Origin of the sequence: Phosphitispora sp. TUW77 (genome assembly GCF_048453025.1) — a bacterium.
In the GTDB taxonomy this organism is placed as follows: Bacteria; Bacillota; Thermincolia; order Thermincolales; family UBA2595; genus Phosphitispora.
Genome location: NZ_CP156677.1, coordinates 2,422,308 through 2,444,233, shown reverse-complemented (window position 1 = coordinate 2,444,233; position 21,926 = coordinate 2,422,308). Strand labels below are relative to the sequence as shown.

Here is a 21,926-nt window from a genome sequence, read left to right as displayed (position 1 = left end):
AATATTGCGTACATTTTACGAGCTGGGGTTAAGTCAGACGATTACCCAGGCTATAACAGAAATGGGCTTTGAAACAACAACACCCATTCAGGAACAAACAATCGTACCTGCCCTGACCGGCAGAGACATTATTGGTCAGGCTCAAACCGGGACAGGTAAAACAGCAGCCTTTGGGATTCCATTGGTGGAGAAGGCAGATATCGAAAATCAGCATATAAACGGGCTTGTGGTTGCACCTACGAGGGAACTGGCTATTCAGGTAGCTGAGGAAATCAATAAAATCGGTCAGCATAAAGGTGTTCGTGCTCTGCCGATTTATGGAGGGCAGGATATTACCCGCCAGATTAGGGCACTGAAAAACAGGCCACAGATAATTGTGGGGACACCGGGGCGACTGATGGATCACATGAGAAGGAAAACCATCAGACTACAGAATGTATCTATGGTGGTTCTTGATGAAGCAGATGAGATGCTGAATATGGGGTTTATAGAGGATATTGAAACAATCCTGAAGGAAGTTCCCAAAGAGCGGCAGACATTGCTCTTTTCAGCCACAATGCCTAAAGCAATTGAGAACTTAGCCCGGCAGTTTATGATTAACCCAAAACATGTCAGTATAGAGACTAAGGAAGTAACTGTGCCAAACACGGAGCAAAATTACATTGAGGTTCAGGAAAAACAAAAATTTGATGTGCTCTGCCGTTTGCTTGATATTCAGTCGTCCCAGCGGGTTATCATATTTGGCCGGACTAAAAAAAGGGTGGATGAGATTTCCGAAGGGCTTAACAAACGGGGTTATTCCGCTGAAGGGATTCATGGTGACCTCAACCAGGGGAAGCGGGACAGTGTAATCCGTAATTTCAAGAAAAGTGTTACAGAAATACTTGTGGCCACCGATGTGGCTGCCAGAGGGCTGGATATCACGGATATTACCCATGTCTATAACTTTGATATACCTCAGGACCCGGAGAGTTATGTCCACCGGATTGGGCGAACCGGGAGAGCCGGTAAAAGCGGTATAGCTGTTACCTTTGTAACTCCCAGAGAGATGAACCATTTAAGGTTAATTGAGCAAATCACAAAAAGGAGAATAGTGCGCAAGCCTATTCCTACTGTGAATGAAGCCCTAGAAAGCCAGCAGCAATTGGCAGTTAATAAGTTGAAGCACACTATTGATCAGGGCGGTATCCGTCCATATAAGGAGCTGGCAGAAAGTCTTCTTGAAGATAATGATTCTGTTACTTTATTATCTGCGGCCTTGAAACTTTTGTCAAAAGAACCTGATGCCACACCGGTTACCCTAACGGAACCGGTTCCGCTGCGGCAAAAGAAGCAGTCATATGATAAGCGCGATGATAGGCGCGGCCCAAAAGCATCTTATGCCAGAGGCGAAAGGAACAGGAGCTCCAGGTCTCATAGTAAAAGACCCAAGAGGACAAAGAAAATTTCGTAAGTAAATAAAGCAGGAATCAAAAACCCAGCGATTCGCGAGAAACGCTGGGTTTTGATGTCCACAAATTAAGAAATTTTGCCAAAGTTTGAGGTTTTTTGTCAAAATAGGAAGGAATTTTTTGGGGAATAGCGAATTGGAATTTAGTAAAAAATATTTATTTTGTAAAAAGCAGTCAAAGTATCATAATAAGTGGTAATTATTCGAAATGGAGTCCTGAAGTGAAAACATTTCAGGGCTTTTGAGCTTTTTGAAGGAGAAATAAGTAACGTTGATTGGTGTGAATTAAGACTGCAGCAAAAACTTAGAAGGGGTGGTTCCATGAAACTTTACCCAACAGCTAAGAGAGCTATAGACTTTATTTTTTCTTTAACAGCGATGCTTATATTCTGGCCAGTTTTTCTGGTAACAGCCATAGTTATTAAGTTAGATTCAAAAGGGCCGGTCTTCTTTAGACAAAAGCGAGTGGGAAAAAATAAGGAGCTGTTTAATATGCTGAAGTTTAGAACTATGAGAACAGACACTCCAAGTGAGATACCAACTCACATGTTGAAAAATCCGGATATGTTTATAACGAAGAGCGGAAGATTTCTTAGAAGGACAAGTTTAGATGAGCTGCCACAGATTATTAATATTTTTAAAGGTGAAATGAGTATTGTTGGGCCTAGGCCTGCTCTTTGGAATCAATATGATTTGATGATAGAGAGAGATAAATACGGGGCTAATAATATTATGCCCGGACTCACCGGATGGGCGCAGATCAATGGCAGGGATGAGCTGTCTATTTCAGTTAAGGCGAAGTTGGATGGAGAGTATGTGCAGAAGCTGAGTTTTGGGATGGATGTGAAGTGTTTCTTTGGGACTATTGTAAGTGTTGTAAAGTGTGATGGGGTTGTTGAAGGTGGGATAGGAAGGGAAAAGATGACAAGTGCCAAAGAGGTAGCATAAGTTGGGTGGCAATAGAACAATAGAGGTGTACAAATGCTATTAGTTACAGGGATTACGGGTCATACCGGACAGGAAAGTGAAGGAATATCTCCTAAGATAGTATGGTGAAGACAAACATGGGGAAACGGATATTGATTTTATCGAATCATTTTATAACACTATATTACTTCAGAAAAGAATTAATTCAGCGGTTGGTTGATGAAGGAAATGATGTCTTTATCTCAATGCCAAAAGCAAATGAAGACACCTTCTTTAGTGATTTGGGATGCAAAATTATAGAGACTCCAATGGATCGCAGAGGAATTAACCCTATTCGTGACTTTGGACTAATTGTTAATTATATAAAAATAATGAAAGTGATTAAACCTGATATTATTTTTTCTTATACTATTAAGCCTAATATTTACGGTTGTATAGCTTCTAATTTAACTAAACATAAGCAAATTAGCAATATAACAGGAACTGGGGGTATTTTTTTAAAAAAGAATCTAATTAGTGTTATAGCAAGAATTCTATACCGGATCTCATTGAAAAGGTCACACAAGGTATTCTTTCAAAATAATGGGGATAAGGATTACTTTGTTGTCAATAAAATGGTGAATGGTAATTATGATATACTTCCTGGTTCTGGAGTTAATCTAGAGCAGTATGCTGTATGCGAGTTGCCTGCAGATCATATTATTAACTTTATTTATATTGGTAGAGTTATGGAGTTAAAAGGCATGGATCAATATCTTCAGACTGCTAAGACCATTAAGGAAAGTTATTCAAATACAAAGTTTCATGTAGCCGGATTTATTGAGGAAGTGAGCTACAAGCCTATTATTGATGAGTATCATTCTAAAGGTATTATTAATTACATCGGATTTCAAAAAGATATAAAGCCGTGGTTAGAAAAATGCCATTGTACAATTTTGCCATCTCATGGCGGAGAAGGAGTACCTAATGTTTTATTAGAGTCAGCGGCTATGGGAAGAGTGTGTATAGCATCTAAAATAAATGGCTCAAAAGATGTGATTGATGATGGTGTAACAGGATACTTGTTTGAAACTGGTAGTGCAACAGACTTAACTGTCAAGGTGAAGAAATTTTTAGAGCTAGATTATAAAGCTAAGAAACAGATGGGATTAGCCGGAAGAAAGAAAGTTCAGAGAGAGTTTGATCGCCAAATAGTAATAGATGCTTATTTGAAGGAAATTTAAAAAAAGAGCATTTGAATGTAATCATTATATATAACAGGAAATTTTATTCAAATAGTTTACAAAGTCAGCAGGAAATTTTATGATAAATAGAGTTTTATACATTTTAATACTAATATATATATTTACAATTAGTTGGACAGATGTGTTCTCTTTGGGTGAATGGTTCCCGTTACATGTAGTTCTAACTTTATGTATTTCTTTTCTGTTTTTTTTACAGATACTAAGGAATGCTAAAGTGTCTAAACTGACCTATAAGGGCGAGGATTTGTTTGTTTTAATATTCATTGCTTCATTGATTTTTTCGGGATTTATAAACCCAAACGCTAAAACAGTCAATTATATTGGTGCGTATTTTTTGATTTTTATATTTGAATATCTTATTTTAAAGGGAGCTATATATAAAAATATAAACATTAATGAGCTCTTAAAAGTTAACATGATTGCTATAATTTTTCTTGGGATATTTATTATTTTAGAATTTAGCTTAAACTATTATTTAGGGATAAACATTCAAGATTTTTTACCTCGGAGTAGAATGAATACTGCTATTTACGGAGGGATATTTCCTCGGTCTTATGGGTTTGCAACAGAACCAGGAGTTGCAGCTTTTTATTTTAATACATTAGGCCCCATTGGATTATGGTACCTATGGAAAAAGGAAAGAATTAAGAAATATAAGAAATTAATATTATCAATTATAGTCACAGTAGCATTTATAACTACATTTTCATCAGCGGGTATTGTATTTTTTATTCTATCGTTTTTGATTGTAAGTCTTCTTAATTTGCATCGAATTAGTAGAAAAAAAATTAGATTGAAAAGGGTAATTAACCTGATACCTATTTTACTATTTATAATGATAACTTTGGCATTTAATCTAGAAATAATTAATAAATTTGAAGCGTTTATTAATCCAATTTTAAGCAAGATGTCATTAAATACTCAAGTTGGCTCAGTGAGTGATAGACTTTCTCGTTGGGAACGCGGGCTCGATAGCATTAAAGATAAACCAATATTTGGAAGTGGATTAGGTAGTACTACTCTTTCAGGATACGGAAGTTCAACTAATTGGTACATGTTTTTAACAGTTGAAACTGGATTAATCGGAATATTACCAGTTTTAATATTTCTTGTTCTTATTTTTATAAGACTTATGAAATCAAAGAATGAGTCAAGAAACATATATCTATTCAGTTTCATTGCAGGAATACTTCATTTTTCTGTAATATCAACATTCTACCATCCTTTTTTGTGGCTTCTTATAATAATTTTTTATTTTGATAATGATAGCTATAAACGTAGAAAAAAGTGTGAAAACATGAATGTTTTATGACATTTGAATCGAAACCAGTGATTAGTGAGTTAATAAAAGGAGGACAAACGTGAGAATTTTATATGTACTAAACAAATTAACACATACATCAATACCATTAGAAATGGCCAATAAAATTTCTCATGATGCTGAAATTACAGTGATTTCATTGTACGATTCTTTAAAATCCGCAGAAGGAATTGCTAAAGTTGTTGCACCCAAATGTAATATTATTGCCTGCGATGGACAGAAAAATATTATTTTAGGATTATTAAAACTTCATGATAACATCAAAAAAAGTCAATATGAGGTAATTCATACTCATCAAACTTTGTCTGGAGCATGGGCTCGTTGGGTTGCCAAAGACAACAAAAGTTCAATAATTATTCATACTGTGCATGCAAATCATAATAGCTTTTCACTATGTCAGAATTTAATAATAGGGTATACATTAAAATATTGTGATGCAATTGTTGGAAACTCACAGTCTACGCTAGATGGATTAAAATCTTGGCAAAAGAAAAAAATTAAAAACATTCCAAGAACAGTCATCTACAATGGGGTGGACAGTAAGGTCATTCAAAATGCGAAAAGTGAAAAATCTGATATAGTTATGCAACAATTTGAAATTAGTTATGATGAATTTCTTTTTGGCTTAGTTGGACGTTTTGTGAAAGTCAAAAATCACGAGAATGTATTGGAAGCATTTGAAAGATTTTTGAAAAGTGCGCCTAAAGAAAAAAAGTATCGATTATTATTGGTTGGCGATGGTCCGGAAAAAAGTAAAATAAAATATTTAATTCAATCAAGTGAATTATTGAAAAAACATGTTGTTATGACTGGTTTACTGCCAAAAGATTATGTATACAGTTTGTTGCACCGATTTGATGCGTTCATTATGGCATCATTCCATGAAGGTTTTTGCAATGCATTGATGGAGGCATTGGTTTTAGGGGTACCTGCGATGATCTCTCGAATTCAAGTTTTTATGGAATTATTTGAGAATGAAGATATATTAACTTTTGATCCATATAATATTGAGGAGATTCAAAAATGCATGAACGATATAGTTATACATGAAAAAAAAAAGAATATGGATATTAATAAATTACGTGAGAGGTATGATTTATCTGTAAGTGTAGAAAAGTATTTAGAGTTATATCGATTAATAGTATATTCATCATAAGCAGGAGGAAGCCATGTTGTATGTGCTTGAAAATATATTTGATAAATCTAATGCTGAGAATATTAAATATTTGCATTGGAAGAGTAATGAACATATAAGTGCTGCATTAAACGGAGATACTGATTTAGATATAATGGTACATCCAGATGATCATAAACGTTTTGTACATATTATAGAAAATGAGGGGTTTTCTTTATATCAGGCAGTTGGGAAGCAAAGCTACATATCAATTTTCGACTATATTAAATTGGATAGTGAGTCAAAAAAGATTCTTCATATTCATTTACATAATCGATTTGTGGTTGGCAGGAAGTATTTTAAAGAGTACTTAATTCCAATAGAGGATACAATATTTGAAAAATCAATAGGTGATAATAATTACCCAGTCAAAATTATGAACCCTTCTCAAGAGTTAATAGTTCTTTGGATTCGTTATGCTTTAAAAACTAGCCCTATTAAGTTTCTTGTAAAAGGCAGGCGCATTAGTAATGATTTTATAAAAGAATCAAATTGGTTAGAAGGTCGTATAAGTTCTGATGGAATAGACAAAGTTATTCAAGGGTTATTGATTAAAAATGAAGCCGACTTTATTGATATATTTATGAGATTTTTGAAAGATAATAAAAAAAGTTTTGATACATTAAACCTGATTAAAGCAATAAGAAAAAATTATAAACCATACAAAACAGAAAGAATAACAGGCTTTAAATATCTTTTTACTAGATCTAAAATGATTATCAACTATATTTGTCAAAAATTATATTTTCCTGTGCCATATAGAAGAATTAATCCTACTGGCGGAATAATAATAGCATTTATTGGTTCAGATGGTGCTGGAAAATCTACAGTAATCACTATTCTTCAAAAGAGCTTAGCAAAAAAAATTGACATTTATTATGAATACTTGGGGAGTGGGGATGGTAAAAGCTCTTTTTTAAGGGCGCCATTACAACTTTTTAAAAAAATTATTAAAGGAAATATCAAGTTAAGTATACATAATGAAGCGCATAAAGAGGATCAATTAAGAAAATTGTCTGCCTCAAAAGTGTTATGGGCTGTATCTTTAGCTATTGAAAAGCAAAGCAAGCTAAAGCGCATTTGGAAAGCTAAATCCAGAGGGATGACAGTAATTTGTGACCGCTATCCTCAAATACAAGTTGCTGGAATCAATGATGGTCCTTTGTTATATACTTGGATTGACAGTGAGAATAGATTTAAGAGAAAAATTGCACATTGGGAGTTTAATATTTACAAAAAAGCAACAGTTTTCAAACCGGATTTATTAATTAAGATGGTAGTTGATTCTGATACGGCAAAGAAGCGTAAACCTAATGAGAATCCATTCATAATTGAACGTAAAGTCAAAATTATCAGTGATATTGATATTCCTTCATATCATATAGAGGTTATTGATGCAACAAAACCATTAGAAGAGGTAATTGAAGATGTTTACACTAGAATCTCACGAATATTATAGCAAAAATAACTTCATTGAAATTATTGGCATGCCAGCCTCAGGTAAGACTACATTATTGCGGGAAATGGTGCTTAACAATAGTGAGGTCGTTAACGTTAATGAAGCCTTACCTAAATCAAAAATTATAAGACAAATTTATAAAATGAAATGCTTATCACTTTATTTTATCAATTTTCCAAAACAATCTATTAGAGACAGTAAGATTATTTTAGCATCAAAACAAAAAAAATGGAGTGACTTTTTTACGGTTATTACCAATTGGTTTTTAGTTGTCTATTTATATGAGATGTATAAAAACAATCAAGAATGTATTTATGTGTGGGATCAAGGATTATTTCAAGCAATTTGGTCAATTAATTTTAGTAGCACTAGAATGTTTGATTCGCGCGAATTGATTAAAGATAAAGTTCTTTCAAAAAAAGTACATTTTATTGACGTTGAAGAGAACATTCTCGTAGAGCGTGCCATAAATAGAAATATTCCTATACGATTAAATTATAATGATAAGGACCAAATTCAAAGAGGAAGAGAAGCTCTAAAAAGAACGATTGAGTGCTTAACTGCTGTTGGATATAATAAAAGTTAATTTATCGAATTCCTATATGGTATTATAGTTAATTGAGAATTTAAGGATTCTCATTATTTATTAATATGGGTTAAAATAAATTTTATAAACTTATTAGGAGTAAAGAAAAATGATATATTCGTTTATAATTGTGAATTACAATACAAAAAGAATAACTGCAGATTGTATACAATCACTTATTGATAATAAGCATTTAAAATATATAGAACATGAAATTATTGTTGTTGATAATGCTTCAAAAGATGGGAGCCAGGAATTTATAGAAGCAAATTTTCCTCAAGTAATGTTAATAAAAAATAAAGAGAATTTGGGTTTTGGAAAAGCCAACAACATTGGTTCAAAAGCTGCAAACGGGAAATATCTTATTTTTATTAATAGTGACACAATAGCTTATGAAACAGATTTCTATTCATTGCTTGACATAAGTGAAGCGAATAGTCAAATGGGATTCTTAAGTTGTAAAATATTAAATGAAGATGGTAGCATTCAATCCATTGGTTATAACTTTCCAAGTTTGATGAATGAAATTAAACTTCGGTTATTATTATGGAATTTTAAATTTATTAAGAAAATTAGATTAAACAATTATGATGACAAAGGGATTTTTGAGGTTGATTGGTTATCAGGGTCTTTTATGATTTGTGACAAAAGTTTATTTGAATTATTAGGGGGCTTTGATAAGGACATTTTTATGTATAGTGAAGATTTAGATATTTGCTATAGAGCGTATTCTGCTGGAAAGATTAATTTAATTTATGATAGGACGTCAATCTATCATTTACATGGTAAGTCAGGCAATAAAAAGAATCCTAGTTTTAAACAGTTAATTAATAGAAAAGAGAATTATTTCTATGTTATCAAGAAAAATAGAATTGTAAAATTTATGTTTTTAATTAAAACACTGACGTATATTAACGTTATTATTGTCTATATAGGAAAAAGAATCCTAACTATTGTGAAAACGTTACAAAATAATAGTGAAACAACTGGTTCTTGATTGAATCCGTAATACAGCTTACAAATGGATTTATGGTACTGCAAATCAGCATAGAAAATTATAAGCGAGAATCTATGTTTCGTAGGAACAAAGCCGCCACATATCTTCCGGATTTCTAAGAAAGCAAGGAACCCGTTGATTATCTGGCCAGCTTTGTATAATGAACCCCCAGCGTGGGCGGAGTAAGGTGCCCCCGTTTGAGAATCAACGCCCTTTTGCCGGCCATCCGGGTCCTCGAAACAAACTGAGTGAGGAAGAGATTAAAGCAATTATAACAATACTTAACGAGCCGGAATTCCAAAGCCTGCCTCCTAGTCAGATTGTACCTATCTTTGCAGACCCAGGGTATCTATTTTACTGCTGAATCAACTTTCTATAGGATTTTGAAGAATCACTACATGCGGTACCATCGGGACCGAAGTAAGAAGCCATCACGTAAGCCTATTTTTACGTATACCTGATTCTAGATTTATTTAGTCGAAAAATTATTGCGTGGGAGATTTGTCTTAAAGAATCAGCGAAAAACGCAAGCATTAGGTCCGGCGCGGGATTTTAGCTAAACAACGAAGTGTGCCGTTACAACCTCTGATACTGTCCTCGGATAACTGTAAGCCCTATGAAGGGAGCTTCTCTATTAGAAACTCTATACCAGCTTTAAAATTTGGATTTCAGTTCTTGAAGGGGAGCATACCTTATTCAGTGAATTGACTAAAAAACTCTTCCTTTTTTCTTATGGAAAGATACTTTGTAAAAATATTGTATACTGATATGGATTATGAAGTACTTAATATCAAATTTATAAATAATTGCGGGAGACAAGAGGATGAATAATAAAGCAATAGTTTTTATAAAGAACTTTTCATATGCATTATCATCCAATTTCATATCGCTTTTAATCTCGACTTTAGTAGTATTAATAATTCCTAAATTGATAGGTGTGCAAGAATACGGATATTGGCAAATATATATGTTCTACTCCTCTTATGTAGGGTTTATGCAATTTGGTTGGAATGATGGAATATATCTAAGATACGGTGGCGTTAAATATCAAATTCTAGATAAAAAACTTTTTTTTTCACAGTTTTGGATGCTGACATTTTCTCAGGTTATTATTGCTTGTATCATGGTTTCTATATCAATTCTTTATTCTGAGAATGCTGAACGATTATTTATTTTTATAATGGTAGCGGTTAATACTGTTTTTATGGGTGTAAGAGCAATGCCATTATTTATTCTACAAGCAACTAATAGAATAAAAGATTACGCTTTAATTACTGTAATTGGACGATATATTTATTTTATCTTAATAATTATATTTTTATTATTCGGAATCCGAGAGTATAAATTAATGATTGCTGCTGATTTAATAGGTAAAATAATTTCGCTTATTTATTCAATGTATGTTTGCAGAGACTTGGTCGCTCAAAAAATTACATTATTTTACTTTAGCTTTAGAGAAACATTTGATAATATTAAAGCAGGAATTAAACTAATGTTTGCAAATATTGCCAGTATGTTAATTGTTGGTACGGTAAGATTTGGGATTGAACGCTCATGGGACGTTGCAACTTTTGGAAAAATATCGTTAACAATTAGTATCTCAAAATTTATAATGATATTTTTAAATGCGATTGGAATTATAATGTTTCCGATTTTAAGACGTACTAAAGAGGAAAATTTATCCGATATTTATTCAACAATGAGAGACTTTTTAATGATAGGCTTGCTAGGTATGCTTATTATTTATTATCCAATAAATAATGTTTTATCGGTGTGGCTGCCGGAATATTCCGAAAGTATTTTATATATGGCTTTAGTCTTTCCGGTGTTTATTTATGAAGGGAAGATGGTTCTTTTAATAAATACTTATTTTAAGACCTTAAGGAAAGAAGTACTAATGTTGAAAGTTAATGTTTTTTCATTAATATCTAGTGTAGTTACGACGTTTATTACGGTAGCTATATTAAAAAATTTAAACTTTGTAATACTTTCAATTGTCGTTTTATTAGCTTTTCGCTCTATTTTAGCTGAAGTACTTCTCTCAAAACTATTGCAGGTTAATGTAATAAAGGATATCGTTTTTGAGTCGCTGTTAACTATAATTTTTATGATTAGTGGGTGGTTTATTAATTCGTGGACTACTATCTTTATATATACATTTTCATATGGTGTCTATCTTTTATTAAAAAGAAATGATATCTATCAAACACATAAAAATATAAAATCCTTAATGAAAGCATAGATAGTGTTTTTGAGAGGTTTCAACGGGAGTAACTTTGTGATTTGGTGTTAGAAAAGCGTAGAAGAATCATGATTGCATAATGTGGCTTACGTTTAATTCTACATCAAAGGTAAATGCTGATAAAGATCATAACCTTTAGAATATGCCGTGATATATTAGGGTTAACGATATTTTCAAAAATGGTGGATGATGATAATGATTAAAAATGTGATTCAGGACTTTAAAGTTAATAGTTTTAGATCAGGTGTAATTTTATTTTTTTATAGATTAATAAGTACTATATATTATAAATTTGACAATTTGCTTGGGAAAGTCCTAGTTAGGTTAATTAATTTTATTTGGGAAGTATTAAAGATGATAATGAACATAAATTGTCAAATTTCTTATAAGGCACAAATAGGTTCAAACATCAGGTTACTTCATATCGGTGAGGGTGTTATAATTTCAGCTAAAGCAATTATAGGAAATGACGTATCAATTTATCATCAAGTAACTATTGGGATAAATGAATTTTTGCCATTAAATGAACAAAAAATTGTCATTGGGAATAATTGCTATATATCTGCGGGCGCAAAAATTATTTCTTGTGTCCTTGGAGATAATGTGAAAGTTGGTCCAAACGCAGTGGTATATAGAAATGTTAACAGTAATCAAAGAGTTTTTGTACAGGGAATGATAAAATAAAGAGAGTGTAAAATAAATGGACATTTACATCCACCGGCAGTTAGAGCTTATGCTGGTTTTTGTCAAGATAGCTATTCCTAAGCTAGGGAACGCACTTATTTTTATATACTAACTGCTTACATTACACATCTTCTCCAAAAAAATTACAAATTTCTGCAGGAAAAACCAAGCAAATGTAGAAAATACAATTAATAATTAGCAATAGAGGGGAATAATGTCAATACATGGCACACAATACTGAATCACGTCCACTACTTTTGAATCTGAATTTGCGCGTATTTGCCTATGCCGGTTTGGTTCTTCTTTTATTTTATCCTCCGTTTCTCAGGGGCTTGTTTTTCACTCCAGAGCTGCTGGCAACACATCTGGTTACCTCGGTGGTTTTTGCCCTTTGCTGGTATGATAAGCTGCTGCGCAGAGATGTAGTGTTTTTCAAAGGCACCTTAGACTATTTATTGATAGCCTTTGTTGCGACCTACGTCTTTTCTCTTTTTGGGGCAGTTAACATGAGGGGGGCAGTAGGTGAACTACTGAAGGTCATTAATTACTTTATGGTTTACTGGATTGTGGTACAAATCGTCAGGCAGGAAAAGGACATCAAGACCTTGTACCGGGTAGTTTTTCTTAGCGCCGTCGGAGTTGCTGTTATCGGCCTTGGCGCTGCCGCAGGGATAGTCAAATACCCTGCTGCAGTTGTTGGCAGCAGGATTTATTCAACCCTTCAGTATCCTAATACCACGGCAACATTCCTCGCCCTGGGGACCTTTTTAGGTTTTGGGCTGCTTAATACCGCCAGGACAACACTGGTAAGGGCTGCATATGCGGCCGGCAATATGCTGCTGATAGCTGTAATTGTAACTTCCCAGTCAAGAGGCAGTTGGTTCCTTTATCCAATTGTTTTAATCCTTTTCTTTATCGGTATGCCAAAGAATTTTAGGTTTTACACCGCTTTCAGTCTGGCTGTCTGCCTGGGAGTTGGTTTACAGGCTGCCAGGGTTATACAGCCACATTTAAAGGAATTGCAGGGGACTGGCGCACTTCGTGGCCCTGCCCTCAAGTATTTATTAGCAGGAATTATCATAGTGATATTGGCCCATTGGTTATATGATTTTATAATCAGCTGGCTGGAACGTAAGCAGGTTCAGGCCAGGACCCGGAAGGCCCTGGGAGGCGGGGTCATTGCTTATGCCCTTATAGTACTTTTTGTTTATGTGGGATATACCGCTCAGGCTGTTCCTACTGTTGCGGCCCAGTTTGCTCCTTCAGATGCCCTTAAGAGGGCCGGGTCTATTAACAATCAGGCTTACAGTTATTTAGCCCGTATTGATATGGCTAATACAGCTCTGCGGATGGCGTTGGATTATCCGGTGAACGGGCTTGGCGGCGCCGGGTGGGATGCCTTGTATCACCAGTACCAGCCTTATTTGATGTTCTCATCGGAAACCCATAACTATCCTGCCAAAGTATTGGTGGAAACCGGATTTATAGGTCTTATGGTTTTGCTGGGCATTTGGTTTTTATGGGGGCAAAACCTGTATCGTTTGTGGCGGGAAGACCTTGATGAGCAAACCTGGCTTTTGGTATGGGCAGGCGGGGCAGCGGCTGCCACTCTGGGGATTCACAGCATTTTCGATTTTGATTTGTCTATGGGGGCCATGGGTATTGTTTTATGGTTTCTCTGGGGAATCACAAGAGCTGCAGTGAAAATATATCTTTCAAATAAACAAGACAGACAAAAAGCTGCTACAACAAGCCGGAAAATGCTGTTTGCTGCCGTAGGTGGTTTTATTGCGGCAGGATTGCTGTTTATACCTGCAGCATGTTTTTATACTGCCGGGCTGCGTAGTGCTGAAGCTGCCCAAGCGATGAAACAGCGTAACTGGGTCTTGGCAGAACGGAAACTTTTGACCGCAACGGCCCTTGATCCTTTTACAGCATCTTATGCTGCTGATTTGGCTCATGTTTATACAATTAAGGGTATGGCCGCAAATGATCCGGAACAGATATCCCTGGCAGAGAAATACTCCGAACGGGCTGTCAGCTCGGAACCATATAATTACCAGGTCCGGCTGAGGCTGTTGACCATATCGCTCCTGTCAGGCAGAATTGAAAGCTCGGTTAATGATGCCGAGAGCTTGGTTTTGCATAACCCATTGGATGAACACAATTTTGAGATTCTTGGTAAGGTCTATATTACCGCAGGTCATTACCTTTATCAGAAGGGGCAGAAAGAAAAAGCAGAGCTATACTGGACGAAGGCCTCCGGCTTAAGGCAGCAGCTGGAACAAAAGCTGCAGACCCTTGACCAGTCAAAGGCACCCCAGAAAAACAGGCTGGAGCTCACTTCACTTGTTTCCTTATACGAAGGTGAGGCCGCCTATTTACTGGGGGATTATCACAGGGCAGCAGGGATATTGGAGGAAATTGACAATAGCGGCGCTGTGCTTACCAGGTCTTTGAGCGGTGAGCTTGCGGTATACCTTAATGCTGCCAGGACCAAGATTTCTCCTGACAAAGCCGAAATCTACAGTGAAGTATTGTTAAAGAGTTACCCCGAACTTGTTCTGGAGCTGCAGAAAATATTAAAAATAGGGAGTTAATATAGCGTGATGGTAATTATCAAACTGCCAGGACAAGTATTTTAACTACGGAGGAAAAGACTGATGGAACATCACAGGGAATATGAAGAATTAGCTGAAATTGATTTGATAGCATATGTGAAAATGCTCCTTAAATGGAAATGGCTGATTATCGGCATTACCGTACTTGCGGTTATTACAAGCGGTATCCTGAGCTTTTTTGTTCTTTCACCGGTGTATGAAAGCAAGACTGTGATTATGGTTAAAGAATACCAGGACCCAAAGTCATCTCAGACCAAACAGCAGCAGGATGACCTGGAATCTGTGGTTGATACCCTTTCCCGGCTGCCTGTGATGACTATTAAGACATATGTAGGGCAAATTAAAAATGAAGCTTTAATGAGAAAAGTCATAGATGTCCTTAAGCTTGACAAAGCCGTTTATACCCCGAAATCCCTGGGGGGCCTTATAACTGTACAGGCAGTTACGGAAACAAATCTTATTGAGTTATCAGTAAAAAATACGGACCCTAAGCTGGCAGCCGATATTGCCAATACTCTGGCTGCGGAGTTCCTTGATTTTGTGGGAACCGGTAACCAGAAACAGTTGGTGCGGTCTGCCGAGTTTTTAAATAAACAGCTTGCTGAAAAGAATCAAGAACTTACCCAGGCAATAGATAAATTGAATCAGGAAAAAAGCCAGGTGCGTAATGTTGAATACCTGGAACAAGAGGTCCAAAACAAAAACCAGGTGCTTTCAATTTACCAGAATTTGCTTCTTCAGGCAGAAGCTGATTATGATAAGGCGTTGGCAGGGATGACGACTGCAGAACAGAAGCTGCAGGATACACCGGAAACCATTACTTTACAGAAGGTGGACCTGCAGACGGGACAGCCCTATGAAACTGAAGAAATTAATCCTGCATATGCCGAATTGACCCAGCTGCTGGCATCACGGACCGTTGAATTGGCTGAGCATGATGCCAGGAAACAGAGTATTAGTAAGAGTGTAAATGAAATACAGGAGGACCTTAAATTAATTCAGACCGAACTGAATAAAAAGCGGCAGGTGGAAACACAGCTCCAGGAAAAAGCGGACCAGGTCAAGCAAACAAGGGACGTCCTGGAGGAGAAACTTACCCAGGTACAAATAGCCAAATCCGTTAACCTGGGCCAGAACAGTCTGGAGGTAGTAACTCCGGCATTTCCCCAGAACAGTCCGGTAAGCCCTAAGAAAATGTTAAACCTGGCGATTGCTTTGGTATTGGGTTTGGTTGTATCTGTAGGACTGGCTTTTATCCTGGAACTGATGAATAATACAATCAACAAACCGGATGATATTGAACAGCACTTGGGTTTGCCGATATTGGGCACAATTCCCCTGGCAAAAACCCAGGATTTAAACTAAAGGGGTGAACCCGGTGAAAAAAGATGATAAAAGGCACCTGATTACTTCTACAAATCCTAAGTCACCGATAGCGGAGGCCTTTAGGACACTGAGGACCAATATTCATTTCTCCGCCCTGGACAGGCCTTTTAAGACAATAATGATAACCAGCGCCGGACCCGGTGAGGGAAAATCCACAACCTTGGCCAATCTTGCGGTAGCTATGGCCCAGGCGGGGGCTAAAGTACTTGTTATTGACTGTGATTTGCGCAAACCTGTCCAGCATAGGGTTTTTGAAGTATCAGGGTTAAAAGGTATCACCAATATCCTTGTGGAACAGGCAGATATCGATATTACCATTCAGTCTGCGGCGGTGGAAAGATTATCTGTACTGCCGTGTGGCCCAATACCGCCCAACCCTTCGGAACTGTTGGGTTCCAACAGGATGCAAGACCTGCTCGAACACCTGAAAAATAAGTTCGACATTATCCTTATTGATTCACCGCCGGTAGTTGCGGTAACTGATGCCGCTATTTTATCGGCCCAGGTGGATGGGGTTATATTGGTGCTGCGTGCCGGAGTTGCCAGGATTGATATGGTAAAACAAACTAAAGAACAGATAGAAAAGGCCAATGGCAAAATAATCGGTACGGTTTTATACGGAACAAAGGTATCTGAAGAAGATTATCATTACTACTACTATTATGGTGAGAAGAAGGGCAAGAGGAAAAATGCTTGATTTTCATTCCCATATATTGCCGGGGCTTGATGATGGGGCTTCCGATATGGAGACAGCCCTGGAAATGGCCCGGATGGCGGTATTTGACGGAATTACCCGTATGGTGGCTACACCTCATTATCTTGAGGGGGTTTATGAAAACGACAGGGATACCATACTTGCCAGGACCGGTGAATTTCAGGGCATTTTAAATTCAAAAGGCATTTTACTGGAACTGATACCTGGTTGTGAAGCTTACCTGAGTCCAAACATTCCTGAGCTATTGGCAAAAGGGAAACTAATCACAATAAATGATAACGGGAAATACCTTTTGGTAGAGCTCCCAATGGAAACAATACCTGAATATACTGAAGATGTTTTGCTTGAGTTAAAGGGTATGGGGGTAACCCCTATAATAGCTCATCCTGAGAGGAACCTTGAGATATGCCGCAGGACGGAATTGGCATTAAATCTGGTTCAAAAGGGGTGTTTGCTGCAGCTTAATGCCGGGAGTTTCACGGGGTTGTATGGTGATAATATTAAAAAAACGGCCTGTTTTATGGCAAATAATTCTTTAATTCACCTGATTGGTTCAGATGCTCATTCGTGTGGCGGCAGAAGCCCGGGTATTACTAAGGCGTGGCATATCTTAACGGCGATTGATGTCAAAATTCCCGAAGAAGTTAAAAATATCAACAAAAGAGTGCTCTTAGGGGAAAAGGTTGATTTAAAAGTACCTTTATACCTGCATAAAGAGAAGCGGAGCTTATTAGGATTCTTTAAAGGGATATTTGTTGATACTTGATATCGAGGGGTGAAACGATTGGGGTTTAGGTTACGACTGCTTTGTCTGGGAGCCTTGGACAGCTTAATTATAGCTCTTGCCATTATATCAGCTTATTGTCTTAGGTTTGATTTCCAAGTGGACCTAAAATATTTTACACTGCTCCCATATGTCATAATTATAAATATTGTTCTTAATATAGCTCTGTTTTTAAACTTTAAGCTGTATCGCCGGGTTTGGCAGTATGCCAGTATCGGTGAATTAGTATCATTGATTAAGGCTGTAACATTATCTGAATTTGTTTTTTTTGTTATCCACAATATCGTACTTATAAAATTCCCTCATTTTATTGTCCCCCGTTCAATTTATATTTTAACATGGGCCTTTGTAATTTTGGGGGTCGGCGGTTCACGGTTTGCCTGGCGTATGTTCAGGGACACCTACATGAAAATCCAGCCATATCATCGCCGGACTTTAATCATTGGTGCCGGGCAGGCCGGTGTTTTAATAGCCAAAGAATTAAAGCATTCTACCGGTTCAGACCTGTATCCGGTTGCTTTTATTGATGATGACCCGCAAAAATGGGGCATGGAAGTCTTGGGACTCCCGATTTTGGGAGGCCGGGACCGGATCCCTGAATTTGTGGTCAGCCAGTCAATACAGAAGATTGTAATTGCCATCCCATCGGCTCCCAGATCTGAAATTTCTAAAGTCATTGAGATATGTAAAACCACCAGGACCAAGATTAAAATATTGCCCCGTGTCTCTGACCTGATTAATGGAAATATCTCAATTGATATGATCCGTGAGGTCAGTTTGGATGACCTGCTGGGTCGTGACCCGGTCCATATTGAGCTGGAGGAAATAGCTGATTATGTTGCCGGTCAGGTAGTTCTGGTTACCGGGGCCGGGGGTTCTATAGGGTCGGAATTATGCCGTCAGGTAGCACCGTTTTCTCCTGGTAAGCTGCTTTTGTTGGGGCATGGTGAGAACAGTATTTACAATATTGAAATGGAGTTGAAACAGAATTTTCCTGATCTGACATTAGAAACGATTATTGCCGATATTCAGGATATTAAGCGAATCAGGCAGGTGTTCCGAGCCATTCGCCCTACGGTTGTATTTCATGCCGCAGCCCACAAACATGTGCCTTTGATGGAAACCCACCCTGCAGAAGCTGTTAAAAACAATATTTTCGGAACTAAGAACCTTGTTGAATGTGCACATCAATTTGGAATCTCCCGTTTTATTATGATTTCCACCGATAAGGCGGTTAACCCCACAAGTGTGATGGGTGTAAGTAAACGTGTTGCCGAAATAATAGTTCAGGGTTATGGGCAGAGCAGCCGTACCAAATTTGCCCTTGTTCGTTTCGGAAACGTACTGGGCAGCAGGGGGAGTGTTATCCCCCTGTTCCAGCGTCAGATAAAAAAAGGCGGCCCGGTAACGGTTACCCATCCTGATATGGTCCGTTATTTCATGACTATTCCGGAGGCTGTCCAATTGGTTATCCAGGCAGGGGCCCTGGCCCAGGGAGGGGAAGTTTTTATTCTGGATATGGGCAAACCGGTTAAAATAGTTGACCTGGCTAGGGATTTAATACAATTGTCAGGTTTGGAGCCATACAAGGATATAAGCATAGTGTACACCGGACTTCGTCCGGGGGAAAAGCTTTTTGAGGAAATACTTACAAGTGAAGAGGGGATTGGGGCAACCAAGCATAACCGGATTTTTATCGGCAAACCTATCGGAATTCCCTGGGAGCAATTCCAGTTTCAGCTCCGGCAGCTATACCAGGCTGTCTATACCAATGAAGATGCCGTTAGTGTGGCGGAAATAAAACGATTACTTAAAGGCATAGTCCCCAGCTATCGGATAGAAATACCGGAAATAATCCGGGAACTAAGTGATTGCTCAAATGAAGCTGCGGCAGGTAAACATCCTTATGCTTAAAAAAGCTTGTTTACACTGGAAATCAATGTTAAAATTAAAGTGGTTAAATTTATTTTGTTGTTCAAAAATTAATGAAAGGAGGTGAAAAAGAATGTTGAATTTTTCAAGAATGCGGTATACCGCAGGGAACATTTGTTTTGTCTTGTTTATTGCATTCCTATTTACCATCTTAGTGAGCCCATTCACTATGGTAGGGAGTGCCGAAGCGGCGCTTGTTGCGACAGGGGATTCTATAGTTCCGGCTTATGAAGACAGTTTAACTTACGAAAATTATGAGTTTTTGATTCAGCTTGCAGTAAGTGATCCTCTGTCTTCATTTGACAGCATCTCGGTAGAATTTATGGATGCTGACGGAGCTGTTATTACTGTCTATGGCGATGAGTTCACCAAAACTTTTGAGACTACTGATTCCGTTTATGGCGCTGTTTACTCACTGGTTTATGACGTTCCTGAAACGTTTACTGTACCTGATGATAACCAAGTGTATGGGACTGTTTATGTTGACGAACAACCTCTCTATGATATTATAATGACTCTGCCAACTCCACCGGATGAGGGCTCGTCAAGCAGCAGCAGTTCCAGCAGTTCCACAACAGTTTCTGATTCTACAGAAGCAGAAGTAGCGGCTGAGGACTTGGTAGGTACTGAAGCAGAGGAAGTGAGTGTCGAGATAGGCGATGTTACCTTTACGATTCCTGCCGGTGCCCTTGATGTTCCTGAATTAGCTGAGTTAATCGCGGCTGATCCTGACCTTGAGGTTACTATTCAGGCAGAAGAGGTTACCCCTGCTGCCGTTAACCTTGCAGATATCATTGCCACCCCAGGGTATGCTAACTTTATAGCAATTGGCAAGGTCTTTAACTTCGAGATTGTTGTTGTATCAGATGGTCAAGAATATAACATTACCAAATTTGCCCAGAAGATTAGAGTAGCCATTGCTTATGACGATTCAGATGTGGCAGGTATCAATGAAGGAAATCTGATAGCTGCCCGGATTACTCAAAATGGATTGGTAGCCCTCGGGGGCGAGGTTGATGCAGTTAACAATCTTGTATGGTTTGAGACTGATTCCTTTAGTAATTATACCCTGTGTGTCAAAACCTGTGCTTTTGCTGATATCATGAGCCATTGGGCCAAGAATGATGTTCAGCTTTTAGCAGACAATGGTATTATTAATGGTGTCAGTGACAACGCGTTTGCTCCGGAGGCCAATATTACTAGGGCGGAATTTGCCACAATGCTCGTCAGAGCTCTTGGCCTTACAGCAGTGAACCCGGCTGTGCAAACCTTCAAGGATGTTAATTCCACTGCTTGGTACTATCAAATGGTGGAAACTGCAGCAGCTAACGGATTAGTTGCCGGATACAACGGTAACTTTAATCCAAATGGTAAGATCAACCGTCAGGAAATGGCTGTTATGATTGTAAATGCCCTTCAGGCGGGTGGTAAGAATGTTGGACTCTCCGCTGATGAAACTGCCCAGCAGTTGGGTATGTTTGCCGACAGCCAGCAGATAGCTGATTGGGCTAAGCAGAGTGTGGCCGCAGCGGTTAAGGAAGGTATCATTAACGGTAGAACCGCAAATACTTTTGCCGGTCTGGCAAATGCCACCAGAGCAGAAGGAGCCGTAATGATTAAAAGGGAACTTAATGCTTTAGGGCAGCTTCAATAAGTGACTTTTTGAAATGAAGGAATATTGCTTGAAATTCAGGGAGTGTTTCATAAGTTTGAGCTTATGGGCGCTCCCTTTTTTTGGCAGATGGGAAGGTGTTAATTTTATCCGATTTGAATAAAAAAGGTTAAGAAGCTTCGCCTGATATTGTTGAAAAAATATGGGTATAACTGTATAATTGCAGTATGACATGTTTAGTTATTGTCTGTGCAGAAAATATTTAAGGAGGGGTGATATGAGGAAGAAAAACAGGATTTTGGCGCTTTTAATTTTTACTTTTCTTATGTTTGGCCTTATGGGCTGTGGGAGCGTCGAAGACAAAGCTGCTGAAAAAGCTGCCGAAAAAATTGTGGAAAACGCAACCGGAGCTGAGGTCGATATCAATGAAGATGGAGTCACAGTAGATAGTGAAGACAGCTCTTTGCAAACAGGACAGCAGTTGGATTGGCCGGAAGATGATATGGGGGACTTGCCGGAACCAAAAGCTACTATAACCGGAGTCATAACAGTAGCTCAGGGGGCTTGTACCGTGTCATTTTCAAAGATGACCGTCAATGATGCTAAGGAATATATGGCTGAACTTACTAAAATGGGTTTTAAGAATGGTATGAACATCGCTGACCAGGAATCTCTTGCATTAACAGGAGCGCGTGATGATGGTTCAAGTGTAACTTTTGCTTATAATATTCCGGAACAAGAAGGTACCATTACATATGGCAAAATAACTCAATAACAATTTTTGCAAAAATT

At 37.7% G+C, this 21,926-nt stretch carries 17 protein-coding genes; all 17 read left to right on the top strand.

Annotated elements, in window-relative coordinates:
* Positions 1-4 precede the first annotated feature (4 nt).
* Positions 5-1,453 (top strand): DEAD/DEAH box helicase, encoded by a 1,449-nt coding sequence (locus tag ABFY19_RS11790; RefSeq protein ID WP_418790842.1) that lies wholly within the window; start codon positions 5-7, stop codon positions 1,451-1,453.
* Positions 1,454-1,771: 318 nt separating this feature from the next.
* Complete coding sequence (locus tag ABFY19_RS11785; RefSeq protein WP_418790841.1) at positions 1,772-2,398, top strand: sugar transferase; 627 nt, start codon at positions 1,772-1,774, stop codon at positions 2,396-2,398.
* 101 nt (positions 2,399-2,499) lie between these two features.
* Entirely contained in the window at positions 2,500-3,600 is a 1,101-nt protein-coding gene (locus ABFY19_RS11780; protein ID WP_418790840.1) for a glycosyltransferase family 4 protein, read from the top strand.
* A gap of 235 nt (positions 3,601-3,835) precedes the next feature.
* Positions 3,836-4,933: an O-antigen ligase family protein gene (locus tag ABFY19_RS11775; RefSeq protein WP_418790839.1), complete on the top strand. Its 1,098-nt coding sequence runs from the start codon at positions 3,836-3,838 to the stop codon at positions 4,931-4,933.
* Between the two features lie 49 nt (positions 4,934-4,982).
* The gene (locus ABFY19_RS11770) at positions 4,983-6,098 is read left to right on the top strand and encodes a glycosyltransferase family 4 protein (protein WP_418790838.1); all 1,116 of its coding nucleotides are present in this window, start codon (positions 4,983-4,985) and stop codon (positions 6,096-6,098) included.
* Positions 6,099-6,111: 13 nt separating this feature from the next.
* Positions 6,112-7,575 (top strand): hypothetical protein, encoded by a 1,464-nt coding sequence (locus tag ABFY19_RS11765; RefSeq protein WP_418790837.1) that lies wholly within the window; start codon positions 6,112-6,114, stop codon positions 7,573-7,575.
* Positions 7,544-8,161, top strand: a complete 618-nt coding sequence (locus ABFY19_RS11760) for a hypothetical protein (RefSeq protein WP_418790836.1) — start codon at positions 7,544-7,546, stop codon at positions 8,159-8,161. Before ABFY19_RS11765 ends, ABFY19_RS11760 begins: the two co-directional genes overlap by 32 nt.
* Positions 8,162-8,270: 109 nt before the next feature.
* On the top strand, positions 8,271-9,158 hold the full coding sequence (locus tag ABFY19_RS11755) for a glycosyltransferase family 2 protein (protein ID WP_418790835.1): 888 nt from the start codon (positions 8,271-8,273) through the stop codon (positions 9,156-9,158).
* Positions 9,159-9,981: 823 nt separating this feature from the next.
* Positions 9,982-11,400, top strand: a complete 1,419-nt coding sequence (locus tag ABFY19_RS11750) for a hypothetical protein (RefSeq protein ID WP_418790834.1) — start codon at positions 9,982-9,984, stop codon at positions 11,398-11,400.
* 195 nt (positions 11,401-11,595) lie between these two features.
* Complete coding sequence (locus ABFY19_RS11745; protein WP_418790832.1) at positions 11,596-12,084, top strand: hypothetical protein; 489 nt, start codon at positions 11,596-11,598, stop codon at positions 12,082-12,084.
* A 224-nt stretch (positions 12,085-12,308) separates the two neighbouring features.
* The gene (locus ABFY19_RS11740) at positions 12,309-14,684 is read left to right on the top strand and encodes an O-antigen ligase family protein (protein ID WP_418790831.1); all 2,376 of its coding nucleotides are present in this window, start codon (positions 12,309-12,311) and stop codon (positions 14,682-14,684) included.
* Between the two features lie 63 nt (positions 14,685-14,747).
* The gene (locus ABFY19_RS11735) at positions 14,748-16,070 is read left to right on the top strand and encodes a GumC family protein (RefSeq protein ID WP_418790830.1); all 1,323 of its coding nucleotides are present in this window, start codon (positions 14,748-14,750) and stop codon (positions 16,068-16,070) included.
* Positions 16,071-16,083: 13 nt separating this feature from the next.
* Positions 16,084-16,788 (top strand): CpsD/CapB family tyrosine-protein kinase, encoded by a 705-nt coding sequence (locus ABFY19_RS11730; protein ID WP_418790829.1) that lies wholly within the window; start codon positions 16,084-16,086, stop codon positions 16,786-16,788.
* Entirely contained in the window at positions 16,781-17,572 is a 792-nt protein-coding gene (locus ABFY19_RS11725; protein ID WP_418790828.1) for a tyrosine-protein phosphatase, read from the top strand. Before ABFY19_RS11730 ends, ABFY19_RS11725 begins: the two co-directional genes overlap by 8 nt.
* Before the next feature lie 9 nt (positions 17,573-17,581).
* Entirely contained in the window at positions 17,582-19,504 is a 1,923-nt protein-coding gene (locus ABFY19_RS11720) for a polysaccharide biosynthesis protein (protein ID WP_418790827.1), read from the top strand.
* A 91-nt stretch (positions 19,505-19,595) separates the two neighbouring features.
* Positions 19,596-21,176: an S-layer homology domain-containing protein gene (locus ABFY19_RS11715; RefSeq protein ID WP_418790826.1), complete on the top strand. Its 1,581-nt coding sequence runs from the start codon at positions 19,596-19,598 to the stop codon at positions 21,174-21,176.
* Positions 21,177-21,411: 235 nt separating this feature from the next.
* Complete coding sequence (locus ABFY19_RS11710) at positions 21,412-21,909, top strand: hypothetical protein (RefSeq protein WP_418790825.1); 498 nt, start codon at positions 21,412-21,414, stop codon at positions 21,907-21,909.
* Positions 21,910-21,926: the final 17 nt, after the last annotated feature.